The 24736-nt window shown below is 73.3% G+C and carries 18 protein-coding genes and 1 pseudogene; 11 read left to right on the top strand and 8 right to left on the bottom strand.

Annotated features, from left to right (window positions below; all coding sequences use genetic code 11):
- Window positions 1-116: 116 nt before the first annotated feature.
- From AB0J10_RS30560 to AB0J10_RS30545, 4 genes and pseudogenes are all read right to left on the bottom strand, one after another.
- Window positions 117-725 (bottom strand): TetR/AcrR family transcriptional regulator, encoded by a 609-nt coding sequence (locus tag AB0J10_RS30560; RefSeq protein ID WP_363066140.1) that lies wholly within the window; start codon window positions 723-725, stop codon window positions 117-119.
- Between the two features lie 28 nt (window positions 726-753).
- A complete protein-coding gene (locus AB0J10_RS30555) occupies window positions 754-2841 on the bottom strand; it encodes a YhgE/Pip domain-containing protein (RefSeq protein WP_363066138.1) in 2088 nt (695 codons plus the stop codon).
- Between the two features lie 439 nt (window positions 2842-3280).
- A pseudogene (locus AB0J10_RS30550) lies at window positions 3281-3973 on the bottom strand (ATP-binding cassette domain-containing protein); the annotation flags it as partial.
- Window positions 3974-4050: 77 nt separating this feature from the next.
- A complete protein-coding gene (locus AB0J10_RS30545) occupies window positions 4051-4998 on the bottom strand; it encodes an MASE1 domain-containing protein (RefSeq protein WP_363066136.1) in 948 nt (315 codons plus the stop codon).
- 285 nt (window positions 4999-5283) lie between these two features.
- On the opposite strand from AB0J10_RS30545, the gene AB0J10_RS30540 reads away from it, so the two are divergent.
- The 3 genes from AB0J10_RS30540 to AB0J10_RS30530 all read left to right on the top strand — a co-directional run bounded on the left by AB0J10_RS30540 (window position 5284) and on the right by AB0J10_RS30530 (window position 7477).
- The gene (locus tag AB0J10_RS30540; RefSeq protein ID WP_363066134.1) at window positions 5284-5844 is read left to right on the top strand and encodes an SAV_6107 family HEPN domain-containing protein; all 561 of its coding nucleotides are present in this window, start codon (window positions 5284-5286) and stop codon (window positions 5842-5844) included.
- A 167-nt stretch (window positions 5845-6011) separates the two neighbouring features.
- Window positions 6012-6800 (top strand): methyltransferase, encoded by a 789-nt coding sequence (locus AB0J10_RS30535; protein ID WP_363066132.1) that lies wholly within the window; start codon window positions 6012-6014, stop codon window positions 6798-6800.
- A gap of 284 nt (window positions 6801-7084) precedes the next feature.
- Complete coding sequence (locus tag AB0J10_RS30530; RefSeq protein WP_138055830.1) at window positions 7085-7477, top strand: DUF3040 domain-containing protein; 393 nt, start codon at window positions 7085-7087, stop codon at window positions 7475-7477.
- Between the two features lie 286 nt (window positions 7478-7763).
- Here AB0J10_RS30530 and AB0J10_RS30525 read toward each other — a convergent pair whose 3' ends face one another.
- From AB0J10_RS30525 to AB0J10_RS30510, 4 genes are all read right to left on the bottom strand, one after another.
- Window positions 7764-10181, bottom strand: coding sequence for a DUF3488 and transglutaminase-like domain-containing protein (locus AB0J10_RS30525; protein WP_363066130.1), 2418 nt, complete (start codon window positions 10179-10181; stop codon window positions 7764-7766).
- Window positions 10178-11533, bottom strand: a complete 1356-nt coding sequence (locus tag AB0J10_RS30520; protein WP_363066128.1) for a DUF58 domain-containing protein — start codon at window positions 11531-11533, stop codon at window positions 10178-10180. The genes AB0J10_RS30525 and AB0J10_RS30520 overlap by 4 nt, the downstream gene beginning before the upstream one ends.
- Window positions 11533-12585 (bottom strand): MoxR family ATPase, encoded by a 1053-nt coding sequence (locus AB0J10_RS30515; RefSeq protein WP_363066126.1) that lies wholly within the window; start codon window positions 12583-12585, stop codon window positions 11533-11535. Before AB0J10_RS30515 ends, AB0J10_RS30520 begins: the two co-directional genes overlap by 1 nt.
- Before the next feature lie 357 nt (window positions 12586-12942).
- Entirely contained in the window at window positions 12943-13485 is a 543-nt protein-coding gene (locus AB0J10_RS30510; RefSeq protein WP_363066124.1) for a carbonic anhydrase, read from the bottom strand.
- Between the two features lie 306 nt (window positions 13486-13791).
- On the opposite strand from AB0J10_RS30510, the gene rsmH reads away from it, so the two are divergent.
- From rsmH to ftsW, 8 genes are all read left to right on the top strand, one after another.
- Window positions 13792-14772: a 16S rRNA (cytosine(1402)-N(4))-methyltransferase RsmH gene (gene rsmH, locus AB0J10_RS30505; protein ID WP_363066122.1), complete on the top strand. Its 981-nt coding sequence runs from the start codon at window positions 13792-13794 to the stop codon at window positions 14770-14772.
- Window positions 14773-14886: 114 nt separating this feature from the next.
- The gene (locus tag AB0J10_RS30500) at window positions 14887-15420 is read left to right on the top strand and encodes a septum formation initiator family protein (RefSeq protein ID WP_363066158.1); all 534 of its coding nucleotides are present in this window, start codon (window positions 14887-14889) and stop codon (window positions 15418-15420) included.
- A gap of 4 nt (window positions 15421-15424) precedes the next feature.
- A complete protein-coding gene (locus AB0J10_RS30495) occupies window positions 15425-17389 on the top strand; it encodes a penicillin-binding protein 2 (RefSeq protein WP_363066120.1) in 1965 nt (654 codons plus the stop codon).
- 164 nt (window positions 17390-17553) lie between these two features.
- Complete coding sequence (locus AB0J10_RS30490) at window positions 17554-19101, top strand: UDP-N-acetylmuramoyl-L-alanyl-D-glutamate--2,6-diaminopimelate ligase (protein WP_363066118.1); 1548 nt, start codon at window positions 17554-17556, stop codon at window positions 19099-19101.
- Window positions 19102-19104: 3 nt separating this feature from the next.
- Complete coding sequence (gene murF / locus AB0J10_RS30485; protein ID WP_363066116.1) at window positions 19105-20541, top strand: UDP-N-acetylmuramoyl-tripeptide--D-alanyl-D-alanine ligase; 1437 nt, start codon at window positions 19105-19107, stop codon at window positions 20539-20541.
- Window positions 20538-21608: a phospho-N-acetylmuramoyl-pentapeptide-transferase gene (gene mraY, locus AB0J10_RS30480; protein WP_363066114.1), complete on the top strand. Its 1071-nt coding sequence runs from the start codon at window positions 20538-20540 to the stop codon at window positions 21606-21608. The genes murF and mraY overlap by 4 nt, the downstream gene beginning before the upstream one ends.
- A complete protein-coding gene (murD, locus tag AB0J10_RS30475) occupies window positions 21605-23032 on the top strand; it encodes a UDP-N-acetylmuramoyl-L-alanine--D-glutamate ligase (RefSeq protein ID WP_363066112.1) in 1428 nt (475 codons plus the stop codon). Before mraY ends, murD begins: the two co-directional genes overlap by 4 nt.
- Window positions 23033-23094: 62 nt before the next feature.
- On the top strand, window positions 23095-24732 hold the full coding sequence (gene ftsW / locus AB0J10_RS30470) for a putative lipid II flippase FtsW (protein WP_363066110.1): 1638 nt from the start codon (window positions 23095-23097) through the stop codon (window positions 24730-24732).
- Window positions 24733-24736 lie beyond the last annotated feature (4 nt).

The following is a 24736-nucleotide window of genomic DNA, read 5'->3' as shown; positions in this document are numbered from 1 at the left end:
CTCGGGGGGATCGAGCTTCGCCGCACCGGCACTCGTCGTTCGTGCGCCCGGTGCCCTCGGCGGGCGCTGCGGTCACCGCTGCAGGGAGCGCCCGTGACCGAGTGGGGGCATGAGCGTCAGCAGCCGCCGACCCGCCCGTGGAGCAACCGGGAGAGGGCCGCGTGCACGTCGTCGATCGACCGCTCCCGCTGGAACGCCTGCCAGTCGAGCGCCGCCACCAGCACCATCCCGACCAGCGCGGCCGCGGTCAGCGGAATGTCGATCTCCTCGCTCAGCTCGCCGCGCTCGACGCCTTCCCGGAGGACGGTCTCCACGACGGCGACCGCCTGCTGACGCACCACCATCAGCGTCGACTGCCAGGCGCGGTTGGTGCGCCACAGCTCGGCGACGTACAGCTGGGTGAAGGCCGGGTAGCGGTCGATGAAGACCAGGCCGGCCCGGATCATCCCGTCCAGGGCCTCGATCTTGGTACCGCCCCGCCGCTCCGCCTCGTCGGCGGCCTCCTGCAGCGAGGAGGTCAGCAGACCGACCCCGTACCGCAGCAGTTCCTCGAAGAGCTCGGTCTTGCTCTTGAAGTTGTAGTAGACCGTGCCCTTGGCGACGCCGGCCCGCTCGGCGATCTCGTCGACCGTGGTGGCGGAGAAGCCCTGTTCGGCGATGAGGGTCACCGCCGCCTCGTAGAGCTTGGCGCGGGTGGCCTGTCTCCGGGTGCTGCCGCTGTTCATGGTGCCGATTCTCACAGGTCCGCCCGTCTCACAGGCTCAGCTCGGGGTGAAGACGGTCGAACGTCCACACCTGCTTGCGACGTGCCGACAGGGCGGTGAGGGCGAGCGCCCCGGCGGTGAACGCCGCGAGGACGGCCGCGGCCTGCCACACCGGTCCGACGCCGCCGCCCGTGATGAGCCGGCGCAGCGCCTCGACCACGTACGTCATCGGCAGGAAGGGGTGGACGGCGTTGAAGAACGCCGGGCTCGTCTGGACGGGGTACGTGCCGCCCGCCGAGGTCAGCTGCAGCATCAGCAGCGCGAGCACGAGGATGCGGCCGGCCGCGCCGAAGCGGGCGTTGAGCCACTGGATGATCGCGGCGAAGCAGCACACGACCAGGGCGAGGAAGCCGACCGTCCCCGCGGCGCGGGCCATCCGCAGCCCCGGGCCCCAGTGGAGCACGGCCATCAGCGCGCCGACCTGGAGCAGCCCGATCGCGGCGACCGGCAGCCAGCCGGCGACGGCGATCCGCCAGGCCGAGGCGCCTGCGGCGAGGGCGCGCCGGTTGAGCGGCTGGATCAGCATGTACGCCACCATGGCGCCCACCCAGAGGGAGAGCGGGATGAAGTAGGGGGCGAAGCCCGTGCCGTAGTTGTCCGCCTTGTGCAGGGACTGGGACGCGAGCTGCACCGGATCGGCCATCACGTCCGTGCGGCGGTCGCGCTCCTGCTTGCCGTAGTCGGGGATCTTGCCGACGCCGTCGTTGAGCCCGCCGGCCAGCTCTCCCGAACCGTCGACGAGCTTGAACATGCCGCCGTCGAGGTCGTGCGCACCGCTCTTGAGCCTGCCCACACCGGTGTCGAGGTCGGTGGACCCGGTGCGCGCGCTCCCCAGGCCCTCGTGGAGGTCGCCCGCGCCCTTGGCGACCTTGTGCGCTCCGGAGTTCAGCCGGTTGACGTCCGCGACGGCCTTCTCGACGTCGTCCGCGAGGGTGGGGGAGCGGTCGGCGAGGTCCTTGGCCATCTTCTGGATCCGGACGAGCCGGGCGTCGAGCTGCTCCAGTTCGCCGCTGTTGTCCCGCACCAGCTCGGCGACGTCGTCGGCGACCGCGGCGGAGTCGGCCGTCGCGGTCTTGGCCTTCTCCAGCACGGAGCAGACGGCGGGGTCGGGCAGGACGGCGTCCTCGCAGCGGGACTTGTGCAGCGCGGCCGCCTCGTCGGCGGCGTCGTGCGCCTTGGTCGCGGCGGCGGGGGCGGTCGTCACGAGGAGGTCGAGATGGCTGCGGGCGGCGCGGGCGCCGTTCTCCACGAACCGCGCGTGCTCGCCGATCGTGGCGCCCTTGTCCTTGATGTAGGGCCGGACGTCGGCCGCGATGCCGTTGACCTTGTCGGCCAGCCGCTGGGTGCCTGCGGCGACCTCACGGGCGCCCTTCTCCAGCTTCTCGGCGCCGTTGTCGAGGCGGGTGATGCCGCCGGCGAGCCTGCCGCTGCCGTCCTTGGCGTCCTTCAGGCCGTCGGCGAGTTCCTTGGAGCCCTCCTTCGCCTTGCCGATGCCGCCCTTCAGCTCGTCGGCGCCCTTCGCGGCCTTCTCGGTCGCGTCGTGGATGTCGGAGAACGAGATGAAGATCTTGTCGAGGAAGGAGCGGGATGCGTTCTTGGACGCGGACTTGCGCACCTCGGCGAAGACCGTGCGGGATATCTGCCCGACGATGTAGTTGTTCGCGTCGTTCGTCCGCACCTCAAGCGCCCCGGTCTCCGGAGCGTCGCCGGAGGCGGAGGCGATGCGCTCGCTGAAGTCGGCGGGCATGGTCAGGGACAGGTAGTAGGTACCGTCCTCGACGCCCTCGCGGGCGTCCCGGGCGCTCACCTCGTGCCAGTCGAACACGTCGCTCTCGCGCAGGCCCTCGGTGATCTCGTCGCCCGCGGCGATCTTCTTCCCGGCGGCGGTAGCGCCCCTGTCGTCGTTGACGAGCGCCACGGGGATCCTGTCGAGGCGGCTGTACGGGTCCCAGAACGACCACAGGTACAGAGCGCCGTAGAGGAGCGGGAGCAGGAGTACCGCCACGAGCGCGGCGCGCGGCAGTCTGCCCCTGCCGAATCGCCTCAGCTCAAGCGCGGCCAGTTTCGGCGAGCGCATCGGCCGCCCCCTCCTCGGTGTCGTGCGTGGTCACGTGCGTGGTCCCGGTCCCGCCGTCGTGCGTGCGGGTGCGGCCGGCGGGGTCCGTGGCGGTGACCTCGTCCGCGCCCACGGCCGTAGCTGCTGCGGTGCCGGCGTCCTTCGCGGTGCTCTCGGAGGCGGCCGCCGGCTCCGCTCCGGCCTCCCCGGTCGCCTCGGCGCCGGGGTCCGTCTCCCGGGCCGCCCCGGCGGCGGCCTTCGACGGGTCGCCGTTCCCGGCCGCCGGGGGTCTCGGCAACCCGCCGGCAGCCTCCCCCTGCTCGGCGCCGTCCCCGTTCCCGGTGCCGTTCCCGCTCTGCGTGTCGGTCGTGTCGGTCGTGTCGGTCGCGTGGACTGTGCCGGGTGTGCCGTCCGCCGCGCCGCCGCCCGGCACCCCCTCGGGGGTCGGGCGCGGCGCCCCCGCGCCCGTACGGACCACGACCGCGTCCTGGGGCGCCTCACTGCAGACCGTGAGCACGGTCGTGCCCCCGGCGGTGATGCCGCGCAGGAGGTCCCACGCCTCCGCCCGGTCCTCCTGGGAGAGCTTGAGGTCGGCGTCGTCGACGGCCAGCAGCCGCGGACGGCCGATCAGGGCGAGGGCCACGGAGAGGCGGAGGGTCTCCAGCCGTTCGAGATCCCGTACCGCCGTGCGCCCCGCCTTCGGCAGGGCGTCCACGTCGAGCCCGACGCGGCCCAGCGCCTCTTCGGTCCGCGTTCGGGCCGCCGCGGCCCGTTCCCCCGGTGGCCGCAGCAGCGTCCGGAGCGAACCGTCGAACCGCCGCTGCAGCAGCGCCCGCTCCCGCAGGTGCTCGGCTACGGTGAGCGCCGGGTCGAGGTCGCTCACCCCGGGGACCGGCCCCAGCGCGCTGATCCGCCGGACGGCCGCCATCCTGCGCGGCAGCCGCAGCCCGCCCACCTCCGCGTGCCCCTCCGCCGCCTTCATGCGTCCGGTGAGCGCGAGCAGCAGGCAGGTGCGGCCCGAGCCGGACGGGCCCTCGATCGCGATGAGCGAACCCGGGCCGGCCTCGACGTCCACCTCCCGGAACGCCCAGCCGCGCGGCCCCTTGAGGCCGAAGCCCTCGGCTCGTACGGCTGCCCCGTGTGGGCTGTCCACGCGGCCTCCCCCTTTTGAACTGACTGGTCAGTGCAAAACTTACTCCGTACCCGGGGACGAAGCAAAACAGGAGGGGGTCAGCGGTCGCGCGGTTCGATTCCCGCCACCATCTCCGCGAGCCGGTCGCAGACGCGCCTGATCTCCTCGTGGGTCTGGTTCCGCTCGGTGATCACGGCCGCCATCAGCAGCGCCGTCAGTGCCGTGACCCCGTTGAAGGCCTGCAGCGTGACCATGTTCGCGAACAGGTCGCGCCCGGCGAAGGGGCCCGACTGCCCGGCCGCGGCCGTGATCGCGAGCGTCGACACCAGCAGCGCGCACGGTGCGGCCCCCGCCAGCTGGAACCGGAACGCCGCCCAGATCAGGCAGGGGAAGACCAGGAACAGCAGCGACGAGTTCCGCGTCGAGGTCGCCAACAGCGTCAGTCCGAGCGTGCAGAGCCCGAGCGCCGTAGCCTCCGCCCAGCGGGCCGGTCCGGCGGGGAGCGGCCACCGCGCCCGGCGCAGTACGAGCAGGAACGGAGTGACCACCAGTACGCCCATCGCGTCGCCCGTCCACCAGACCGACCACGCGGGCCAGAAGCCCCCCGGCTCCAGCGCCCCGGCCCGGACGAGGGCCGCCGTGCCGACGGTCGCGCTCACCAGCATCCCGCCCAGCGCCCCGAGGAAGACGAGTGCCAGCACGTCCCGGAGCCGGTCCAGTTCCTGCCGGAACCCGGCGCGGCGCAGCATCAGGTACGCGCAGAGCGGCGCGGCGGTGTTCCCGGCGACGATGGCAGTCACCGCGAAGGCGGTCGGGCCGATGGAGACGTTGACCAGGAAGGCCCCGAGCGCGATGCCGGGCCAGACCCGCGGCCCGAAGAACAGCAGCCCGGCCAGCGCCACGCCCGTCGGCGGCCACAGCGGGGTGACCTGGCCGCGCACCAACTGCTGGAGCAGCCCGAGCCTGGCGGAGCCGTAGTAGACGGCGGCCACAGCGAGGATCCGCAGCGCCGACGAGGCGTAACGCCGGACCTCCTCATTGCGCACGACAGCAGTCTCCTTCGCCGGTGCCGTGGCGGCGAGTCGGCCGTCCGGGAGCAGGGCGGGGCCGCGGCCCGGTCAGCCTGCGGTGCGTCACGGGGTTCTGCTCGCCGGCGACGGTCCCGAGGGGCGGGCACCGGGGTCCTGAGCGACGCCGCAGCCGCTGCCCGACGCGGGCAGGACACCCCCTTCGCCCGGGACAGGCCCAGGTCAGGGCGAATTGTCAGTGGTGCCCCCCACCATGGTTCACGGACGGCCGGAGTGCCGTCACCCGACGACAGGAGGCTCGTCATGGCCAGCTCGTACGCCGCTGCCGCACGCCGGCTCCGCACAGGCGGCCCTGCCCCCTCACCGACCGGTCCCGCGAGCGACGTCCACCCGGTGCCGCGGCGCTCGTCCGCACCCCCCGCCGCACTCGACCTGCTCGCCCAGGCGCGGGCGGGCCTGGCGGAGGCCGCGCGCCTGCAGACGCCCAACGAGCGGTACGCCACCGCCCATCTCGCCGCGCTGCGCACCGCGGCGGCCGTCCTCGCCGCCCGCGGGCGGCCGGAGACCGGCCCGCGCCGGCGCACACGCATACGTTCCGCCTGGGAGGTCCTGCCGGAGATCGCCCCGGAGCTCACCGAGTGGAGCGCGCTCTTCGCCTCCGGCGCCGAGCGCCGGGCCCGGGCCGAGGCGGGCATCAGGGGCGCCGCAGGCAGCCGCGACGCCGACGACCTGCTCCGCGACGTCGCCGTGTTCCTGCGGCTGGTGGAGCGGATGCTGGTGCTCCGGCCGGTGCTGCCGCAGTCCGGCCCCGAGCGGCACCCTCCGGGTGCCCCGGTGGTGTGCCCGGAGGACGCCGCGGGGTGAGAGGACCCGGAGCCGCGGGGCGGCGGTCGGGACGACCAGGTCCTGCCCGCCGTCCGGGGAGTCCGCGGGATGACCGGGGCGCCCGGCCGAGGCAATAGGGTGGAGCCAGCCTGCACCGTTCACGCCCCGTCAGCAGGGGCGGCACCCGCGCCGAGGAGTCAACTGCCGTGTCGGACCAGACGCCCCCCGTTCGGCCTCGCCGTGGGGAGACCCCGTCCCGCGCCTCCCTTCGCACGGCCGTGGTCTGGGAGGTCCTCAGGGACGCCCTGGACCGCCGGGTCAAGGCGACCGGCCGTGACGCCCTGGACGTCCTCGACACCGGCGGCGGCTCCGGCAACTTCGCCGTGCCCGCGGCCCGCCTCGGACACCACGTCACCGTGGTCGACCCCAGCCCCAACGCGCTGTTCGCGCTGGAGCGCCGGGCGGCCGAGGCCGGGGTGGCCGACCGGGTGCGCGGGGTCCAGGGCGATGTCCACGGACTGTTCGACGTCGTGGAGCGCGGCGGCTTCGACGCCGTGCTGTTCCACGGCGTGCTCGAGTACGTCGAGGACCCGGCCGAGGGCGTACGGAACGCAGTGGAGGCGCTGCGCCCCGGAGGCGCCCTCAGCCTGCTCGCCGCCGGGCTCGGCGGTGCCGTGCTCGCCCGGGCCCTGGCCGGACACTTCACCGAGGCCCGGCGGGCGCTCGGCGACCCGGCGGGGCGCTGGGGCGAGGGCGACCCGACGCCGCGCCGTTTCACGGCCGAGCAGCTCACGCGACTCGTCGGCGACTCGGGCCTGGCGATCGGGTCCGTCCACGGCGTCCGCGTCTTCGCCGACCTGGTCCCCGGGGTGCTCGTGGACACCGAGCCCGGGGCGCTGGAGGCCCTGCTGAAGCTGGAGGAGGCCGCTGCCGAGTCGCCCGCGTTCCACGCCGTCGCCACCCAGCTCCACGTCCTCGGCGAGAAGCGCGGCTGACCACCGGCTTCCCGGCACGGCGGCCCCGCCGCTGATCAGCCGCGCAGCTGCAGATGGAGTACGCCACAGGCCACCCGATCGAGGCGCGCGCCCCGTATGATCGGGGGACACGATCCGGCATGACGGACAGGCGGTTGGGGAATCAACGCCTCAGCAGTCGATCCGGCATGGCAGGCCCCTCAGGGCAATCGGGCACTCGGCGGGTTTCCCGGGGGCGATTCCCTGCCTATCCTGAAAGGGCCGCATACCGGTCGCCCCCCGCGACCGACGACTAGGAGGACTCCGTGCCGCTCTCGGAGCACGAGCAGCGAATGCTCGAGCAGATGGAGCGAGCGCTGTACGCCGAAGATCCCAAGTTCGCGACAGCGCTTGAGGGAAGCGGGCTGCGTACGTACACCCGACGACGGGTCTACCAAGCGGTCGCCGGCTTCCTGGTGGGTATCGCGCTCCTCATGGCCGGAATGGTCGCCCAGCAGATCTGGATCAGCGTGGTGGGTTTTCTCGTCATGCTCGGCTGTGCGGTCCTGGCGGTCACCGGCTGGCGCAAGGCGCCGAAGCCGGGTGAGCAAAGCGGCCCCGGGGCCGAGGCCACGCGCCGACAGCCCAGGCAGCGCCGGTCGATGATGGACCGGATCGAGCAGCGGTGGCAGCGCCGCCGCGACGAGCAGGGTCACTGAGCCCCGGCCACGTCCACGCACTCCGACACGGGTGAGGGGTGACCGCAGGGCGGTCACCCCTCACCCGTCTCTCCGCAGGGCGTCCTTCGCTGCGGACACCTCCCGCCGGCCCCGGAATCCTCGCGCTTCCGGATGCGCCACGGTGAGGGCACCCGCCCGCGGGCGTCGCCCCGCCACACGCGGGTACCGCCTTCGCCGACGGGCACGGCGTCCGCACGGGCGCGCCCCGTGACGACGAGCGCCGGGCCCGGCGGGAACGCGTCCCGCCGGCCCGGCCGTACACTCGTCAGCCCCGCTGTCGCAGCGGCCTCCGCAGATGCGCCATCGCGCGGTCCAGCAGCCGCCGCCGAGTGGTGGCGGCGCGTTCCGCCAGGGCGTTCCAGCGCTCCGAGCAGGCCCACACGACGCGCGTCGTGGAGCGCGGCAGCAGCAGCGCCCGCAGAGCGGCGACGCGGCCGGCCCGCTCGGCCAAGCCCTCCCGCACCCGGCCGGCGTCCTCGGCCAGTCCCGTGGCCGGGACGGGCCCCGGTGCGTACAGCACCTGCTCCACCGCACGGGCCGCCCGGTGGACCGAGTCCGCGGGCGGGCCCTCCAGCCGGCCGAGCCGGACGATGCGCGCGGCCGCCTTCCTCGGCGACAGCGACTCGTCGGGTGGGATGCCGTGGTCCCAGGCGGTGTCGGCGATCTCCTGCCAGACCAGAAGCGTCCGTGCCGCGGCCTCCTCGGCCGTGCGCCCCTCGGAGCCGAGCCTTACCCTGCGCAGTCTCGTCCGCCACAGCATCGGCAGCAGCGGGAGTACCGACAGCGCGGTAATCGCACCGGTCCACATCAGGACCGTGCCGAGCGACGGGCCCTCGTCCCCGGAGACCGCGACGTCCTGCGGCGCCGTGGCCCCGCACTCACCGAGCCGGCGCTCCTGCGGGGAGCAGTCGGACGACCGCGACGGGGCGACCGGCACCGCCTGGGACGCCCCCACCTCGGGCTCCGCCGGGCTGCTCGGCCCGCCGGAAGGGGTGGCCGCACGCGTGTAGTCGGGTGCGCTGCCCCGGGTCGGCGTCGGCTCGAACCGGGTCCACCCCACGCCCTCGAAGTACAGCTCGGGCCAGGCGTGGGCGTCCCGGTTGCTGACCGACGTCGCACCGTCCGCCGCGGGCGTTCCGGGCGTGAAGCCCACGGCGACCCGGGCCGGTATCCCCAGGGTCCGCGCCATGGCGGCCATGGAGAACGAGAAGTGGATGCAGAACCCTTCCTTGTTCTTCAGGAAGCGCGAGATCGCCTGGACGCCGCCGCCCGAGTCCACCTGGGTGTCGTAGGTGAAGCCGCCGTCCGAGGCGAACCAGTCCTGGAGCCTGACCGCCCGCTCGTAGTCGTTGTCGGCGCCCCGCGTCACGCGCAGGGCCGTGGACCCCACATCGCCCGGCAGCGTGTTCGGCACCTCGGTGTACTCCTCCAGCAGCGCGGCGGGGGCCTTCGGAGCCTCGGCGAGCTGCTGCGCGGTGGGCTTCACCTGGAGGCTGGTGACCGAGTACTGCAGGCCGCCGGTCGTCTGCCCCCGGTCCCCGACGATCGTGCGCCGGGCCGGGTCGAAGCGCCACTTGCCGTCCGCGGCCACCTTGGTCGCCGGATACGGCATGGGCAGCCAGCCCTGCTTGTAGGCACCCGCGGCGGAGATGTTCGTCCTGATCTCCGTCGTGCCGACACCGCTGCCGAGGCCCTCCGGTCGGGGGAGCTCGGCGGGGATGTCGGTGACCTTGCGGACCGAGAACTTCCAAGCCCCGCCGTCGAACTGGTCCAGCGCCATGATCCGCAGATACATGTCACCGTTGGACTTCGCGTTGGTCTTGTACTTGAGCCACTCCCGGCTCTCCGGCTGGTTCAGGCTGTCCTGCAGCGTCACCACCGGGTTCACCGCGTTGATCGTGCCGCCGCCGGAGCCCGTGCCCGCCCCGCCGCCGCCCTGGCCGATCAGCCCGCCGCCCAGGGCCGGGAGCGACCAGTGGGCGACCAGGGCGACACCGAGCGCGGCCACCCCGATCCGCCTGCCGGTGCGCACGGGCGCGTGCGCGGTCCCGTCCCCGCGGTCGAACCCGGCTCCGCCGTTCTGCGGGGCGCCGCCGAAGACCCGGCCCCACTGGGACAGCCGGTCCCGGCCCTCCGCCAGCAGAAGCATCAGATAGCCGGAGGCCGCCAGCAGGAACCACCACCAGCCGGCCCCGCCCCCGGACAGACCGGCGGCCACCGAGAACAGGGCCAGCAGCGGCAGACCCGCGGGGGCGGCGCTGCGGTAGGTCACGGCCAGCGCGTCCACGGCAAGGCCGATCAGCAGCACCCCGCCGATCAGCATCAGCTTGATGCCGTCGGTAGCCGGCGCCGGGATCGCGTACCGGCCGACGTCCTGCGCACCGGCGGCCAGCAGCTCGCCGAACCTGCCGAACACGTCCGGCCCGGGGACCAGCCCCAGCACGGCGTGCTCGCGGGCGAAGACCAGGGTCAGCATCAGCAGCGCCAGCGCGGCCTGGGCCGCCACGGTCAGCGGCCGCGCCAGCGGCACCCGCCGCGCCGCCGCCCCGGCCCCGCTGACCAGTGCGGACAGGAAGGCGGCCTGCAGCAGCCACGTCCATGGATCGACCAGCGGGACCATCGCGGCCGCCGCCAGCAGCGTGGCGCCGTAGGCGCAGAGGGCGAGCCTTCCACGGCCGCTCATGACCATCCTCCCGAAAGACCCGTCGCACCGGCCGGGGCGGAGTCCGCGCGCTCGCGCGCCGCCTGCCGCCACAGCTCGGGCAGTGCCGCGCCAGGCCCGGCGGGGACCACGGTCCACCCGGCCTCGCGCAGCCCGCGCAGCCGTGAGTCCACCGCGTCGTCCACCGCTCCGCTCGCCGTCCACAGGCGGCTGTCCGTCACGAACGCGACCGCGCTCCCGCAGCGCTGCCGCATCCGGGCAGCCACCGCCGCCTGCTCCTCGTCGAGGTCGCCGAAGAAGGCGACCAGCAGCCCCTCGCCGCTGCCGCGCAGCACGTCGTAGGCGCGCGAGAGACCCGGCCCGTCCGAGTGGTCCACGACCGCGAGCGCGTCCAGCATCATCCCGGCCGATTCGGCGGACTCCTGCGGCGAGCCGACGAGGCCGTCCCCGCCGTCACCGGGCACCGAGGTGCCCGTGTCCGTCAGCAGCCGGACCGAGAAGCCCCGCTCCAGCATGTGCACCAGGGCGGAGGCCGCGCCCGAGACCGCCCACTCGAAGGCCGAGTCGGGCCCGGCGCCCCGGTAGGCCGAGCGCCGGGTGTCGAGCAGCACGGTGCACCCGGCCCGCTGCGGCTGCTCCTCGCGCCGCACCATCAGCTCGCCGTAGCGGGCCGTGGAACGCCAGTGCACCCGGCGAAGGTCGTCCCCGTGCCGGTAGGTACGGGGGATCACGTCGTCGTCGCCGGCCAGGGCGAGGGTGCGCTGCCGCCCGTCGCCGTATCCCGTGGCATCCCCCGAGAGCCGTACCGGCGGCAGCGGCTCGGTGCGGGGGATCACGGTGAGGGTGTCGGCGGAGCTGAAGGAACGGGTCAGTTCGCACATGCCGAACGGGTCGTTCAGCCGCAGCTGCAGCGGACCGAGCGGATAGCGTCCGCGCAGGTCGGACCGGACCCGGTAGGACACCTCGCGCCGGCCTCCGGGCTCCACCCGGTCCAGCACGAACCGGGGCCGGGGTCCCAGTACGTAGGGCACGTGGTCCTGGAGCATCAGCAGCCCCGTCGGCAGTCGGGAGACGTTGTCCAGGCGCAGATGCACCCGCGCCTCGGATCCGGCGGGCACCCGGGACGGGGACAGCCTCCGGCTGCCCGCCACCCGATGGCGGGTGCGGTACAGCACGGCCACGCAGATCAGGGGCAGCACCGCGAGCAGCAGCCCGACCCGGAGCAGATCGCTCTGCCCGAGCACCACCGCACACACCGCCGCGGCCACCCCGGCCGCCAGGAACGAGCGGCCGCGTGTGGTCAGCCCGCCGAGAGCCGACCGCAGACCGCCCCTGTCCTCGTCCTCATCGCCGGCAGGGCTCCCGGCCGTCATCAGATCCGCCGTAGGCCGGGCCGCTGCCGGCCGTAGGCCGGGCCGCCGGGCGCCTGGCGGGCACCGGTCCCGTACGCGGTGTCGTTTCCGGAGGTCGGCACGGGCGTGCGCTGGAGGATCTCCAGCACGACCTGCTCGGCGGTGCGGCGGTTCAGCTGTGCCTGGGCCGTCGGCAGCAGGCGGTGGGCGAGCACCGGCACGGCGAGGGACTGGACGTCGTCGGGCAGTGCGTAGTCCCGGCCGCTGAGTGCCGCCGAGGCCTTGGCGGCACGCAGCAGGTGCAGGGTGGCGCGCGGCGAGGCGCCCAGCCGGAGGTCGGGGTGGTTGCGGGTCCCTGAGACCAGCTCCACCGCGTACCTCCGGACGGAGTCGGCGACATGGACCGTCCGCACCGCGTCGATCAGCTTCACGATGTCATGGGCGTGCGCCGCCGGCTGGAGGTCCTCGAGCGGGGACACCGCACCGTGCACGTCGAGCATCTGCAGCTCGGCCTCCGCTGTCGGATAGCCCATCGACACCCTGGCCATGAAGCGGTCCCGCTGGGCCTCGGGCAGCGGGTAGGTGCCCTCCATCTCCACCGGGTTCTGCGTGGCCACCACCATGAAGGGGGTGGGCAGTTCGTACGTCTGCCCGTCGATGGTGACCTGCCGTTCCTCCATGGACTCCAGCAGCGCGGACTGGGTCTTCGGGGACGCCCGGTTGATCTCGTCGCCGATCACGATCTGCGCGAAGATCGCGCCGGGCTTGAACTCGAAGTCCCGTCTCTGCTGGTCGTAGATCGACACGCCGGTGATGTCCGACGGCAGCAGGTCCGGCGTGAACTGGATACGCCGGACCGAGCAGTCGATCGACCGCGCCAGTGCCTTCGCCAGCATCGTCTTGCCCACGCCCGGCACGTCCTCGATGAGGAGATGTCCCTCGGCGAGCAGCACTGTCAGCGAGAGCCGTACGACCTCAGGCTTGCCCTCGATCACACCCTCCACCGACCTGCGGACGCGCTCCGCTGTGGTGGTCAGATCCGTGAGGCTCGCTCGATCGTCATAGGTCGTCACCCGGCCCTCCTCGGCCCGTTCCATGGGCCGGTGCACTGCGTGCGGCACGGCCCACCCCGAAACACGGACACCTTCTCCGGTCGGTTCCGCGAAGGTGCCACACCCGCATTCTTGTTGCCGTTGCCGCGTCATGTCACTCGCCTGTGGACAAGTGGGCGCCATATGTCTGGGGTTGCCGTGTTTGGCTGCTCACGCAGCGCTGTGATCCACCCCACGCCCGCCGGTGCGGCGACCCGGTGCGACGCCGTCCGGACGTCCCGTGCGGCGCGGCACGGTGCCTCCGGCCCGCGCCGTCACGGGGGCGGACGGACCGAGGCGCCGCGCTGCGGGCTCGCGCGGCGCCTTCGGGAGCGGGACTCAGCCGGTGGGGTCGATCTCCCGCAGCAGACCCGACGTGACGTCGAAGACGAAGCCGCGCACGTCGCCGGTGTGCAGCAGGAACGGCGAGGTGCGCACCCGCTGCATCGACTGGCGCACGTCCTGGTCCACGTCGCGGAACGCCTCGACCGCCCAGGAGGGCCGCTGGCCGACCTCGTCCTCCAGTTCGTGCCGGAAGTCCTCGGTGAGGTTCTCCAGGCCGCAGCCGGTGTGGTGGATGAGGATGACGCTGCGGGTGCCCAGCGCGCGCTGGCTGATGGTCAGGGAGCGGATCACGTCGTCGGTGACCACTCCGCCCGCGTTGCGGATCGTGTGGCAGTCGCCGAGCTGCAGGCCCAGTGCGGCGTGCAGGTCGAGACGGGCGTCCATACAGGCCACCACGGCGACCCGGAGCACCGGCCGGGCGTCCATGCCGGGGTCGGTGAAGTCCGAGGCGTAGCGCTGGTTGGCTTCGACGAGCCGGTCGGTGACCGTGCCGCTCGCGACGGCGGGCTCTGCGGGGAGGTGCGCGGAAGTCGACATGTCTCCGACGGTAATGGTCACCGGCCTGCGCAGCTCGCTGTGAGAGGGGACAAAGAACGTCAACGCGGCTTGTTGTGAGCTAACCCACAGGCAGGAGCGGGCCCTGTCCGTTCGGGTGAGCCGCTCCGCTCCCGCACCCCTCGCGGGCCGCCGCTGCGACGCGCCAGCCGGTTGATTGACCGGCACGGCCAGTGGACTAAAGTGACGCGCAGTTCACGGACACATCCAGCACATTTCCGCGATTTCCCCGCGGGTGCGGCAAACGTACGGCCCGGCCACCGCCCGTGCCGGACCTGAGAGGGCGCATTGAGCCAGCGACACGTCCCGGTGATGCTCCAGCGGTGTCTGGACCTGCTGGCGCCGGCCCTGGAGCGTCCCGCCGGGGACGGCCCGGCCGAAGGCCCGGCCCCCGTGGTCGTCGACTGCACCCTCGGCCTCGGCGGACACAGCGAGGCGCTGCTGACCCGCTTCCCCGCCGTCCGGCTCGTCGCGCTCGACCGGGACAAGGAGGCGCTGCGGCTCTCCGGTGAGCGGCTCGCTCCGTTCGGCGACCGCGCCACCCTCGTGCACGCCGTCTACGACGAGTTGCCCGACGTCCTCGCCCGGCTCGGCATCCCCGCCGTCCAGGGCGTCCTGTTCGACCTCGGCGTCTCCTCGATGCAGCTCGACGAGGCCGACCGCGGCTTCGCCTACGCGCAGGACGCCCCGCTCGACATGCGGATGGACCAGACGACCGGCGTCAGCGCCGCGGAGGTCCTCAACACCTACCCGGCCGGCGAGCTGGTCCGCATCCTGCGCGCGTACGGCGAGGAGAAGCAGGCCAAGCGGATCGTGGCCGCGATCGTGCGGGAACGGGAGAAGGAACCGTTCACCAACAGCGCCCGGCTCGTCGAGCTGATCCGCGACGCGCTCCCGCAGGCCGCCAAGCGCACCGGCGGCAACCCGGCGAAGCGCACGTTCCAGGCCCTGCGCATCGAGGTCAACGGCGAACTGACCGTGCTGGAGCGGGCGGTCCCGGCCGCGGTGAAGGCGCTCGCCGTCGGCGGCCGGATCGCGGTCCTCTCGTACCACTCGCTGGAGGACCGGCTGGTCAAGCAGGTCCTCGCGGAGGGCGCCGCCAATACCGCACCGCCCGGACTGCCCGTCGTCCCCGAGCGCTACCAGCCGCGGCTCAAGCTCCTCACCCGCGGCGCCGAACTCCCTTCCGAGGAAGAGGTGGCGGAGAACCGGCGGGCCGCGCCCGCACGGCTGCGCGGCGCCGAGCGCATCCGCGAGGACGTGCGGTGACGGCGGACGCGCCGAGGGAGCGCGACCGGTGACGACAGCCGCGGTGAGGGAGGGCTCGGGGTGAGGAAGGCCGCCGGACAGCTCAAGGGGCGTGCCGCACGGCTCGTGCGGCTCATGCCGTCCGGGCCGAGCACCGCGGCCCGTACCCCCTTCGTCCTGCTGGTCGTCGTCCTGCTCGGCGGTGGACTGATCACCCTGCTGCTGCTCAACACCTCCCTCAACGAGGGCTCGTTCAGACTGAGCGAGCTCAGGAAGAAGACCACCGAACTCACCGACCAGGAACAGGCGCTGCAGCGGGACGTGGACGAGCGCTCCGCCCCGGACGCCCTGGAGCGACGGGCCCGCGAGCTGGGCATGGTCCCCGGCGGCAACCCCGCCTTCCTCGATCCCGACGGCACGGTCCGCGGCGTCCCGAAGCGGGCGACGGCCGACCCGTCGGCCGTCCGGCGGACGGAACCGCCGCGGCAGCCGGTCGGGCCTCCCGTGGCCGTGCAGCCGCCGCCCGCGTCCGGCGCACCCACGCCGGCTGCCGCCTCGCCGAAGCCGTCGGTCGCCGGCGCACCCGCGGTGCCCGCGGCGCCGCCCGCGCCGGCGCGGCCCGCCGGGTCCGGCGCGCCGAAGCCGTCCCCCACGACCCCCGGCAGGTGACGCAGTGCCATCCAAGGAACCACCGCGGCGCCGTGTGCCGGGCCCCGCGCGCCGCGGCGGACCGGCCGGCCGCGTCAGGAACGCGCCCCGCCCCCGCCGGACCGTGCCGCCCCGGCGGCCTGCGGCGCCCGGCCGGATCAGGCTCGGCAACCCCCGCCCCCGGCTGAGGCTCGTCAGCCTCGCACTCACGCTCGTCATGCTGGCGTTCGTGATCCGGCTGCTGCAGGTGCAGGCCGTCGACGCCGGCACGTACGCCGCGATGGCCGAGAAGAACCGCTACACGAGCCACAAGCTGGCGGCCGAGCGCGGCCGGATCACGGACCGCGCCGGGATCGCCCTCGCCACCACCGTGGACGCGCACGACATCACCGCCGACCCGAAGATGTTCACGCCCGAGGAGAGCAAGGCCCCGGACGCGCCGGAGCAGGCCGCGGCGCTGCTGGCGCCGATCCTGGGCGCCGACGCCGCGGAACTCGCCAACAAGCTCAAGGCCCCCAAGTCCCGCTACACCGTCCTCGCCCGCCGCCAGACCCCGCAGGTCTGGAAGCAGATCAAGGACCTCAAGGCCGCCTTCGCCGAGAGGGCCGCCGCCGACAAGGTCAGGGGCGGGCCCGGCGCCAACGTCCTCGCCGGGGTCTTCCAGGAGACCAGCAGCCGACGCGTCTACCCCAACGGCGATCTCGCGGCCGGGATACTGGGCTGGGTCAACGCCGACGGCCGCGGCGCGGGCGGCCTGGAGTCCATGCTCGACAAGGAGCTGGCGGGCAAGGACGGCAGCATCACCTACGCGCAGTCGGGCGGCCGCCGGGTGCCCACCGCCGGCACCCGGGAGAAGCCCGCCGTCCCCGGCTCGGACATCGAGCTGACGATCGACCGCGACATCCAGTGGGCCGCCCAGCGCGCGATCAGCGAGCAGGTGACGAAGTCCAAGGCGGACCGCGGGTACGTGGTGGTCCAGAACACCAGGACCGGCGAGGTCCTGGCGATGGCCAACGCGCCCGGCTTCAACCCCAACGACATCTCCCGGGCCGACGCCGCCGCCATGGGCAACGCGGCCCTCCAGGACGTCTACGAGCCCGGCTCCACCAGCAAGGTCATGTCCATGGCCGCCGTGCTGGAGGAGCGGGCCGCCACCCCGGGCACCCACGTCACCGTCCCCAACCGACTCCACCGCGGCGACCGGCTCTTCAAGGACGACATCGACCACCCCACGTGGTACCTGACGCTCAACGGGGTCCTCGCCAAGTCCAGCAACATCGGGACGATCCTGGCGACCGGACAGCTCGGGAAGACCCAGAGCCAGGCCAACCGCGTCCTCTACTCCTACCTCCGGAAGTTCGGCATCGGCAGCCCCACCGGCCTCGGCTACCCGGGGGAGACCCCCGGCATCCTCGCCAAGCCGCAGGACTGGTCGACCTCCCAGCAGTACACGATCCCGTTCGGCCAGGGCCTGTCGATCAACGCCATGCAGGCCGCCTCCGTCTACTCGACCATCGCCAACGGCGGCGTACGCATCGAGCCCACGCTGGTGCGCGGCACCCGCGGTCCCGACGGACGCTTCAACCCGGCGCAGGAGCCGGAGAGGACCCGCGTGGTCAGCGAGAAGACCGCGAAGACCCTCGCGGCCATGCTCGAGTCGGTCGTGGGCGACGAGGAGGGCACCGGGACCAAGGCCCGGATCGCCGGCTACCGGGTCGCCGGCAAGACCGGCACCGCGAACCGGGTCGACCCCGAACTCGGCCGCTACCGGGGCTACACCGCCTCCTTCGCGGGCTTCGCGCCCGCCGACAAGCCTCAGATCACCGTCTACTGCGCCATCCAGAACCCGACCCGCGGCAGCTACTTCGGCGGCCAGATCTGCGGACCCATCTACAAGAAGGTCATGGAGTTCGCGCTCAAGACCCAGCAGGTCGCCCCGACCGGCGCGGCTCCCGCGCGGCTGCCGGTCGCTTTCGACCCCGGCGCGTGACCCGGGAGGAACAGCCAGTGAGAACCATCACGCCGGACCCGGGGAACCGCCACCCGGGGTCCGCCTCGGTCCCGCCCGCCGCGAGCCGCCCCCCGGGCGGCCGCGGCCCCCGGCGGGGCCCCTCATTTAGCGCCGGTCCCGGTACTGCCGGTACGCTCACCGCCGTGCCACAAGCTGATCAGTACCGAACCGCCCCTCCCCGTCCGGCCGAGGTCCGCCCGATCGACCTCGCAGAGCTGGCCGCCCGGCTGGGGGTAGAGCCCCCGGGCTCCGGCGCGGTCACCGGCATCACGCACGACTCCCGAGCGGTGCGCCCCGGGGACGTGTACGCCGCTCTGCCCGGTGCCCGGCTGCACGGCGCCGACTACGTCGCCCAGGCCAGGGATCTCGGCGCGGCCGCGATCCTCACCGACCCGACGGGCGCCGACCGCGCGGCCGCGACCGGACTGCCCGTCCTGGTCGCCGAGAACCCGCGCGGCAGAATGGGCGAGCTCGCCGCCGAGATCTACGGGCGCCCCGGTGAGGCCCTGCTGCAGATCGGCATCACCGGCACCTCCGGGAAGACCACCACGGCGTACCTCGTCGAGGGCGGTCTGCGCGGCGCCGGCCGCAGCACCGGCCTGATCGGCACGGTCGAGATGCGCATCGACGAGGAACGCATCAAATCGGAGCGCACCACCCCCGAAGCCACCGATCTGCAGGCCCTGTTCGCCGTGATGCGGGAGCGCGGCGTCGAGTCGGTCGCCATGGAGGTCTCCAGCCACGCCCTGGTGCTCGGCCGGGTCGACGGCTGCGTCTTCGACGTCGCCGTCTTCAACAACCTCTCGCCGGAGCACATGGAGTTCCACTCCGGCATGGAGGACTACTTCCAGGCCAAGGCCCAGTTGTTCACCCCGGCCCGCGCCCGGCGGGGCGTCGTCAACCTCGACGACGAGTACGGCCGGCGGCTGGTGACGGAGTCCTCGATCCCCGTCGTCACCTTCTCCGCCGAGGGCCACCCCGACGCCGACTGGCGCGCCGACGACGTCGAAGTGGGCCCGCTGGGTTCCACATTCACCGTCGTCGGCCCGCGGGGCGAGCGGGTGCGCGCCCAGGCACCGCTGCCGGGGCCCTTCAACGTCGCCAACACGCTCGCCGCGATCGTCACCCTCGCCGTCGCCGGTATCGACCCGCAGACCGCGGCCGACGGCGTCGCCGCCGTACCCGGCGTTCCGGGCCGGCTGGAGCGCGTGGACGCCGGCCAGCCGTATCTCGCGGTGGTCGACTACGCGCACAAGACCGACGCGGTCGAATCGGTCCTGCGCTCCCTGCGCAAGGTCACCGAGGGCAGGCTGCACATCGTGCTCGGCTGCGGCGGCGACCGCGACCGGACCAAGCGCGGCCCGATGGGTGCCGCCGCGGCCCGCTACGCGGACACCGCCGTCCTCACCTCGGACAACCCCCGCTCCGAGGACCCCCTCGCGATCCTCGCCGCGATGCTCGCGGGCGCCGCCGAGGTGCCCGCGCACGAGCGCGGCGACGTCCTCGTGGAAGCGGACCGGGCCGCCGCCATCGCCGCGGCCGTCGCCCGCGCCGCGCCCGGCGACACCGTGCTGATCGCCGGCAAGGGACACGAGCAGGGCCAGGACATCGCCGGGGTGGTCCGCCCCTTCGACGACCGCCAGGTGCTCCGCGAGGCGATCGAGCACAGCCACAAGAACAGTGAGGGATGAACCGTGATCGCCCTCTCCCTCGCCGAGATCGCCCGGATCGTCGACGGGCGGCCGTGCGACATACCGGATCCGTCCGTGCGCGTCACCGGGCCCGTCGTCCGGGACTCCCGCGAGGCCGTGCCCGGCAGCTTGTTCGTCGCCTTCGCCGGCTCCCGCGTCGACGGTCACGACTACGCCGCGGACGTGGTCGCCGCGGGCGCGGTCGCCGTACTGGCCTCGCGTCCCGTCGGTGTCCCCGCGATCGTCGTGGACGACGTCCAGAGGGCCCTCGGCGCACTGGCCCGCGCCGTCGTGGAACGCCTCGGCGCCACCCTCGTGGCGCTCACCGGCTCCGCCGGCAAGACGAGCACCAAGGACCTGATCGCCCAGGTGCTGCGCCGCATGGCGCCGACCGTCTGGACCCCCGGCTCCCTCAACAACGAGATCGGGCTGCCGCTGACCGCGCTCAGCGCCACCGACGAAACCCGGTTCCTGGTCCTGGAGATGGGCGCCCGCGGCATCGGCCACATCCGCTACCTCACCGAACTCACCCCGCCCCGCATCGGCGTCGTGCTGAACGTGGGCAGCGCCCACATCGGGGAGTTCGGCGGCCGCGAGCAGATCGCCGAGGCCAAGGGCGAGCTCGTCGAGACGCTGCCCCCCGCGGCCGAGGGCGGGGTCGCCGTCCTCAACGCCGACGATCCCCTGGTACGCGCCATGTCCGCCCGTACCGAGGCGCGCGTGGTGCTGTTCGGGGAGTCGGACGAAGCGGACGTACGCGCCGACAACGTCCGCCTCATGCCGGGCGGACAGCCCGCATTCGTCCTTCGCACACCCTCCGGGTGCAGCGACGTGACCTTGCGGCTGTACGGTGAGCACCACGTGTCGAACGCGCTCGCCGCGGCCGCCGTCGCCCATGAGCTGGGCATGTCCGTCGACGAGATCGCCACCGCGCTCTCGGGGGCGGGCACCCTCTCCCGCTGGCGTATGGAGGTCACCGAGCGTCCGGACGGCGTGACGGTCGTCAACGACGCCTACAACGCGAACCCCGAGTCCATGCGAGCCGCGCTGCGTGCGCTCGCCGCCATGGGCGCGGCCGCCCAGGCCGCCGGGGGGCGCACGTGGGCGGTGCTCGGTCCGATGGCCGAGCTCGGCGGCGAGGCGCTGACGGAGCACGACGCGGTCGGACGGCTCGCCGTCCGGCTCAACGTCAGCAAGCTCGTCGCGGTCGGGGGCAGGGAAGCGTCCTGGCTGCAGCTGGGCGCATATAACGAGGGTTCGTGGGGTGAGGAGTCGGTGCACGTGTCCGACGCGCAGGCGGCGGTCGACCTGTTGCGCAGAGAGCTGCGCCCGGGAGACGTCGTGCTGGTGAAGGCTTCAAGGTCGGCCGGGCTCGAGCGGATCGCCGAGGCGCTGCTCGCCGACACCGGTTCGGCCGAGGGGCAGGTCGCCGGCCGATGAGGCAGATCCTCTTCGCGGGAGCCATCGGGCTCTTCCTGACGCTCATCGGTACCCCGCTGCTGATCAAACTGCTGGCCCGCAAGGGCTACGGCCAGTTCATCCGCGACGACGGCCCCCGCAGCCACGGCAGCAAGAAGGGCACGCCCACCATGGGCGGCATCGCCTTCATCCTGGCCACGCTGATCGCATACGCCCTCACCAAGGTGATCACCGGAGAGGACCCGACCATCCCGGGTCTGCTGGTGCTGTTCCTGATGGCGGGCATGGGACTGGTCGGCTTCCTCGACGACTACATCAAGATCGTCAAGCAGCGTTCCCTGGGCCTGCGGGCCAAGGCGAAGATGGCCGGCCAGCTGATCGTCGGCATCGCCTTCGCGGTGCTGGCGCTGCAGTTCCCGGACAACCGCGGCAACACGCCCGCCTCCACCAAGCTGTCGTTCGTCACCGACTTCGGCTGGACGATCGGTCCGGTGCTGTTCGTGGTCTGGGCGCTGTTCATGATCCTCGCGATGTCGAACGGGGTGAACCTCACCGACGGCCTGGACGGCCTGGCCACCGGCGCCTCCGTGATGGTCTTCGGCGCGTACACCTTCATCGGCCTGTGGCAGTTCCAGGAGTCCTGCGCCAACGCGACGACCCTGACCAACCCCGCCGCCTGCTTCGAGGTCCGTGATCCACTCGACCTCGCCGTCGTGGCCGCGGCGCTGATGGGAGCCTGCTTCGGCTTCCTGTGGTGGAACACCTCGCCGGCGAAGATCTTCATGGGTGACACCGGCTCCCTGGCACTCGGCGGCGCCCTCGCCGGACTGGCGATCTGCTCCCGCACCGAGCTGCTCCTGGCGCTCCTCGGCGGCCTCTTCGTCCTGATCACCCTGTCCGTGATCATCCAGGTCGGTTCCTTCCGGCTCACCGGGAAGCGTGTCTTCCGGATGGCCCCGCTGCAGCACCACTTCGAGCTCAAGGGGTGGTCCGAAGTCCTGGTGGTGGTCCGTTTCTGGATCATTCAGGGCATGTGCGTCATCGTGGGACTGGGCATCTTCTACGCGGGCTGGGCGGCCGACAAGTGAGCACGCAGGACTGGCAGGGCAAGCGCGTCACCGTCGCGGGGCTGGGCGTGAGCGGCATTCCGGCCGCACGCGTCCTGCACGGCCTCGGCGCGGTCGTCACGGTCGTCAACGACGGCGACGACGAGCGCGCCCGGGCCCAGGCGGCGGAGCTGGAGGCGGAGGGGGTCACCGTCCGCCTCGGCGACGGCGCCACCCTGCCGGAGGGCACCGAGCTGGTCGTCACCGCGCCCGGTTGGAAGCCCGACAAGCCCCTGTTCACGGCAGCCGCGGAGGCGGGCGTGGAGGTCTGGGGCGATGTCGAGCTCGCCTGGCGGCTGCGCGGCCTGGACGGCAGGGAAGCCGCCCCCTGGCTCGTGGTGACCGGCACCAACGGCAAGACGACGACCGTGCGGATGCTCGCCGCGATCCTGGAGGCAGCCGGCCTGAGGACCGCGGCCGTCGGCAACATCGGGGTCTCCCTGCTGGACGCGGTGCTCGGCGACGAGAAGTACGACGTGCTCGCAGTCGAGCTCTCCAGCTACCAGCTCCACTGGGCCCCCTCGCTGCGCGCCCACTCCGCCGCCGTCCTCAACCTGGCGCCGGACCACCTCGACTGGCACGGCTCCATGGCGGCCTACGCAGCCGACAAGGGCCGTGTCTACGAAGGCAACACGGTCGCCTGCGTCTACAACGCCGCCGACCCCGCCACCGAGGACCTGGTGCGGGAGGCGGACGTCGTCGAGGGCTGCCGCGCCATCGGCTTCACCCTGGGCACGCCCGGCCCCTCCCAACTCGGAGTCGTGGACGGCATCCTCGTCGACCGCGCCTTCGTCGGGAACCGGCAGAAGCAGGCACAGGAGCTGGCGCAGGTCTCCGACGTCGACCCGCCGGCCCCCCACAACATCGCCAACGCCCTCGCCGCGGCGGCGCTGGCCCGCGCGTTCGGCGTCGAGCCCGCGGCGGTGCGAGAGGGGCTGCGGGCCTTCCGGCCCGACGCGCACCGCATCGAGTACGTGGCCGAGGTCGACGGGGTCGCCTACGTCGACGACTCCAAGGCCACCAACACCCACGCCACCGAAGCCTCCTTGGCGGCGTACGACCCGATCGTCTGGATCGCGGGCGGCCTCGCCAAGGGCGCGACCTTCGACGAACTCGTCCGGAAGTCCGCGGAACGGCTGCGCGGCGCGGTGCTGATGGGCGCGGACCGGGCGCTGATCGCCGAAGCCCTGGCGCGACACGCGCCCGAGGTCCCGGTGGTCGACCTCGACCGGACCGACACTGGGGCGATGTCGGCGGCGGTCCGCGAAGCGGCACGTCTCGCGCGGCCCGGGGACACGGTCCTGCTGGCCCCCGCCTGCGCCTCGATGGACATGTTCGCCAACTACAACAAGCGAGGCGAGGCGTTCGCGGACGCGGTCCGGACCCTCGCCGCCGAGCGCGCCTGACCGGCCCTGGCCCCGCCGCCACGACCCGGCGGCGTGGGCCACGACCAGGAGGGGACAGCGACATGCCACCCGACGCGACCACGACGCCCGACCCCGGCCGCCCCGGCGCGGCGGACTCGCCGCGGCCCGCCGGTCGCGGCGCTACGGCATCCACCGGCCGCGGTTCCGCCGCGCCCCCCGGCCCGGCGGTCGGCACGGGCGCGTCGGCCTCCACTGCCCGTCGCGCCGCGCGCGACAGCGGGGCCGCGGAGCCTTCCGGTGCGCCGGTCGCCCGGCGCCGGCCGCTCGCCGAGCGGGTGCGCTCGCTCGGACGGGGCCGGGTGCCCGTGCCCGCCCTCGCCGGACTCCCCGCGCCCGCCCTCGCCGGACTGCCCGGAGTCGCCCTGCGCGGCAGGACCGCCGGCTCCGCCCCGCGCCCGGCGTACGGCTGGGGCGCCGGCAGCGGCGGTCGGCCCCGCCCTCCCCGCGGCGGCGGACTGCGCCGGCTCTACGAGCAGGCCCGCCGGGCCTGGGACCGGCCGCTGACCGCCTACTACGTGATCCTCGGCGCCGGTCTGCTGATCACCGTGCTCGGCCTGGTGATGGTCTACTCCGCCTCGATGATCACGGCGCTGAAGTACTCGCTGCCCTCCTCGTACTTCTTCCGCAAGCAGTTCCTCGCCGCCGTGATCGGCGCCGGACTGCTCCTGATCGCCTCCCGGATGCCCCTCCGGCTCCACCGGGGCCTCGCCTACCCGATCCTCGTCGTCAGCGCCTGTCTGATGGTCCTGGTGCAGGTTCCCGGGATAGGGCAGTCGGTCAACGGCAACCAGAACTGGATCTCGCTCGGCGGGCCCTTCCAGCTCCAGCCCAGCGAGTTCGGCAAGCTCGCCCTGATCCTCTGGGGCGCCGACCTGCTCGCCCGCAAGCAGGACAGACGGCTGCTCACCCAGTGGAAGCACCTGCTCGTCCCGCTGGTACCGGTGGCCTTCACGCTGCTGGGGCTGATCATGCTGGGCGGCGACATGGGCACCGCCATCATCCTGACCGCCATCCTCTTCGGGCTGCTCTGGCTGGCCGGCGCCCCGACCAGGCTGTTCGTGGGAGTGCTGTCCGTCGCCGCGGTGATCGGCGCGGTCCTGATCAGGACCAACCCCCATCGGATGTCCCGTTTCCAGTGCGTCGGTGCCACCGACCCCGGGCCGGCCGACAGCTGCTGGCAGGCCGTGCACGGGATCTATGCCCTGGCCTCGGGCGGATGGTTCGGTTCCGGGATCGGTGCAAGTGTGGAAAAGTGGGGTCAACTCCCCGAAGCGCACACCGACTTCATCTTCGCCATCACCGGGGAGGAACTGGGCCTCGCGGGGACACTGTCGGTGCTCGCTCTCTTCGCGGCTCTAGGCTATGCGGGTATCCGCGTGGCCGGACGCACGGAGGACCCCTTCGTGAGGTACGCCGCGGGAGGCGTGACCACCTGGATCACGGCCCAGGCCGTGGTCAACATCGGTGCGGTGCTCGGACTGCTGCCGATCGCCGGTGTCCCCCTCCCGCTGTTCTCCTACGGGGGCTCCGCCCTGCTGCCGACCATGTTCGCGGTCGGACTGCTGATCGCCTTCGCGCGGGAGGACCCCGCGGCGAAGGCGGCCCTGGCCGTGCGGCCCGGGACGAGATGGAAGACGATGAGACGGCGCGTCAAGGAACGTCCGTCCGGAGAGCGGTGAATTT

Source organism: Streptomyces sp. NPDC049887 (assembly GCF_040656535.1).
Lineage (GTDB): Bacteria > Actinomycetota > Actinomycetes > Streptomycetales > Streptomycetaceae > Streptomyces.
This window is presented reverse-complemented; position numbering and strand designations above follow the sequence as displayed.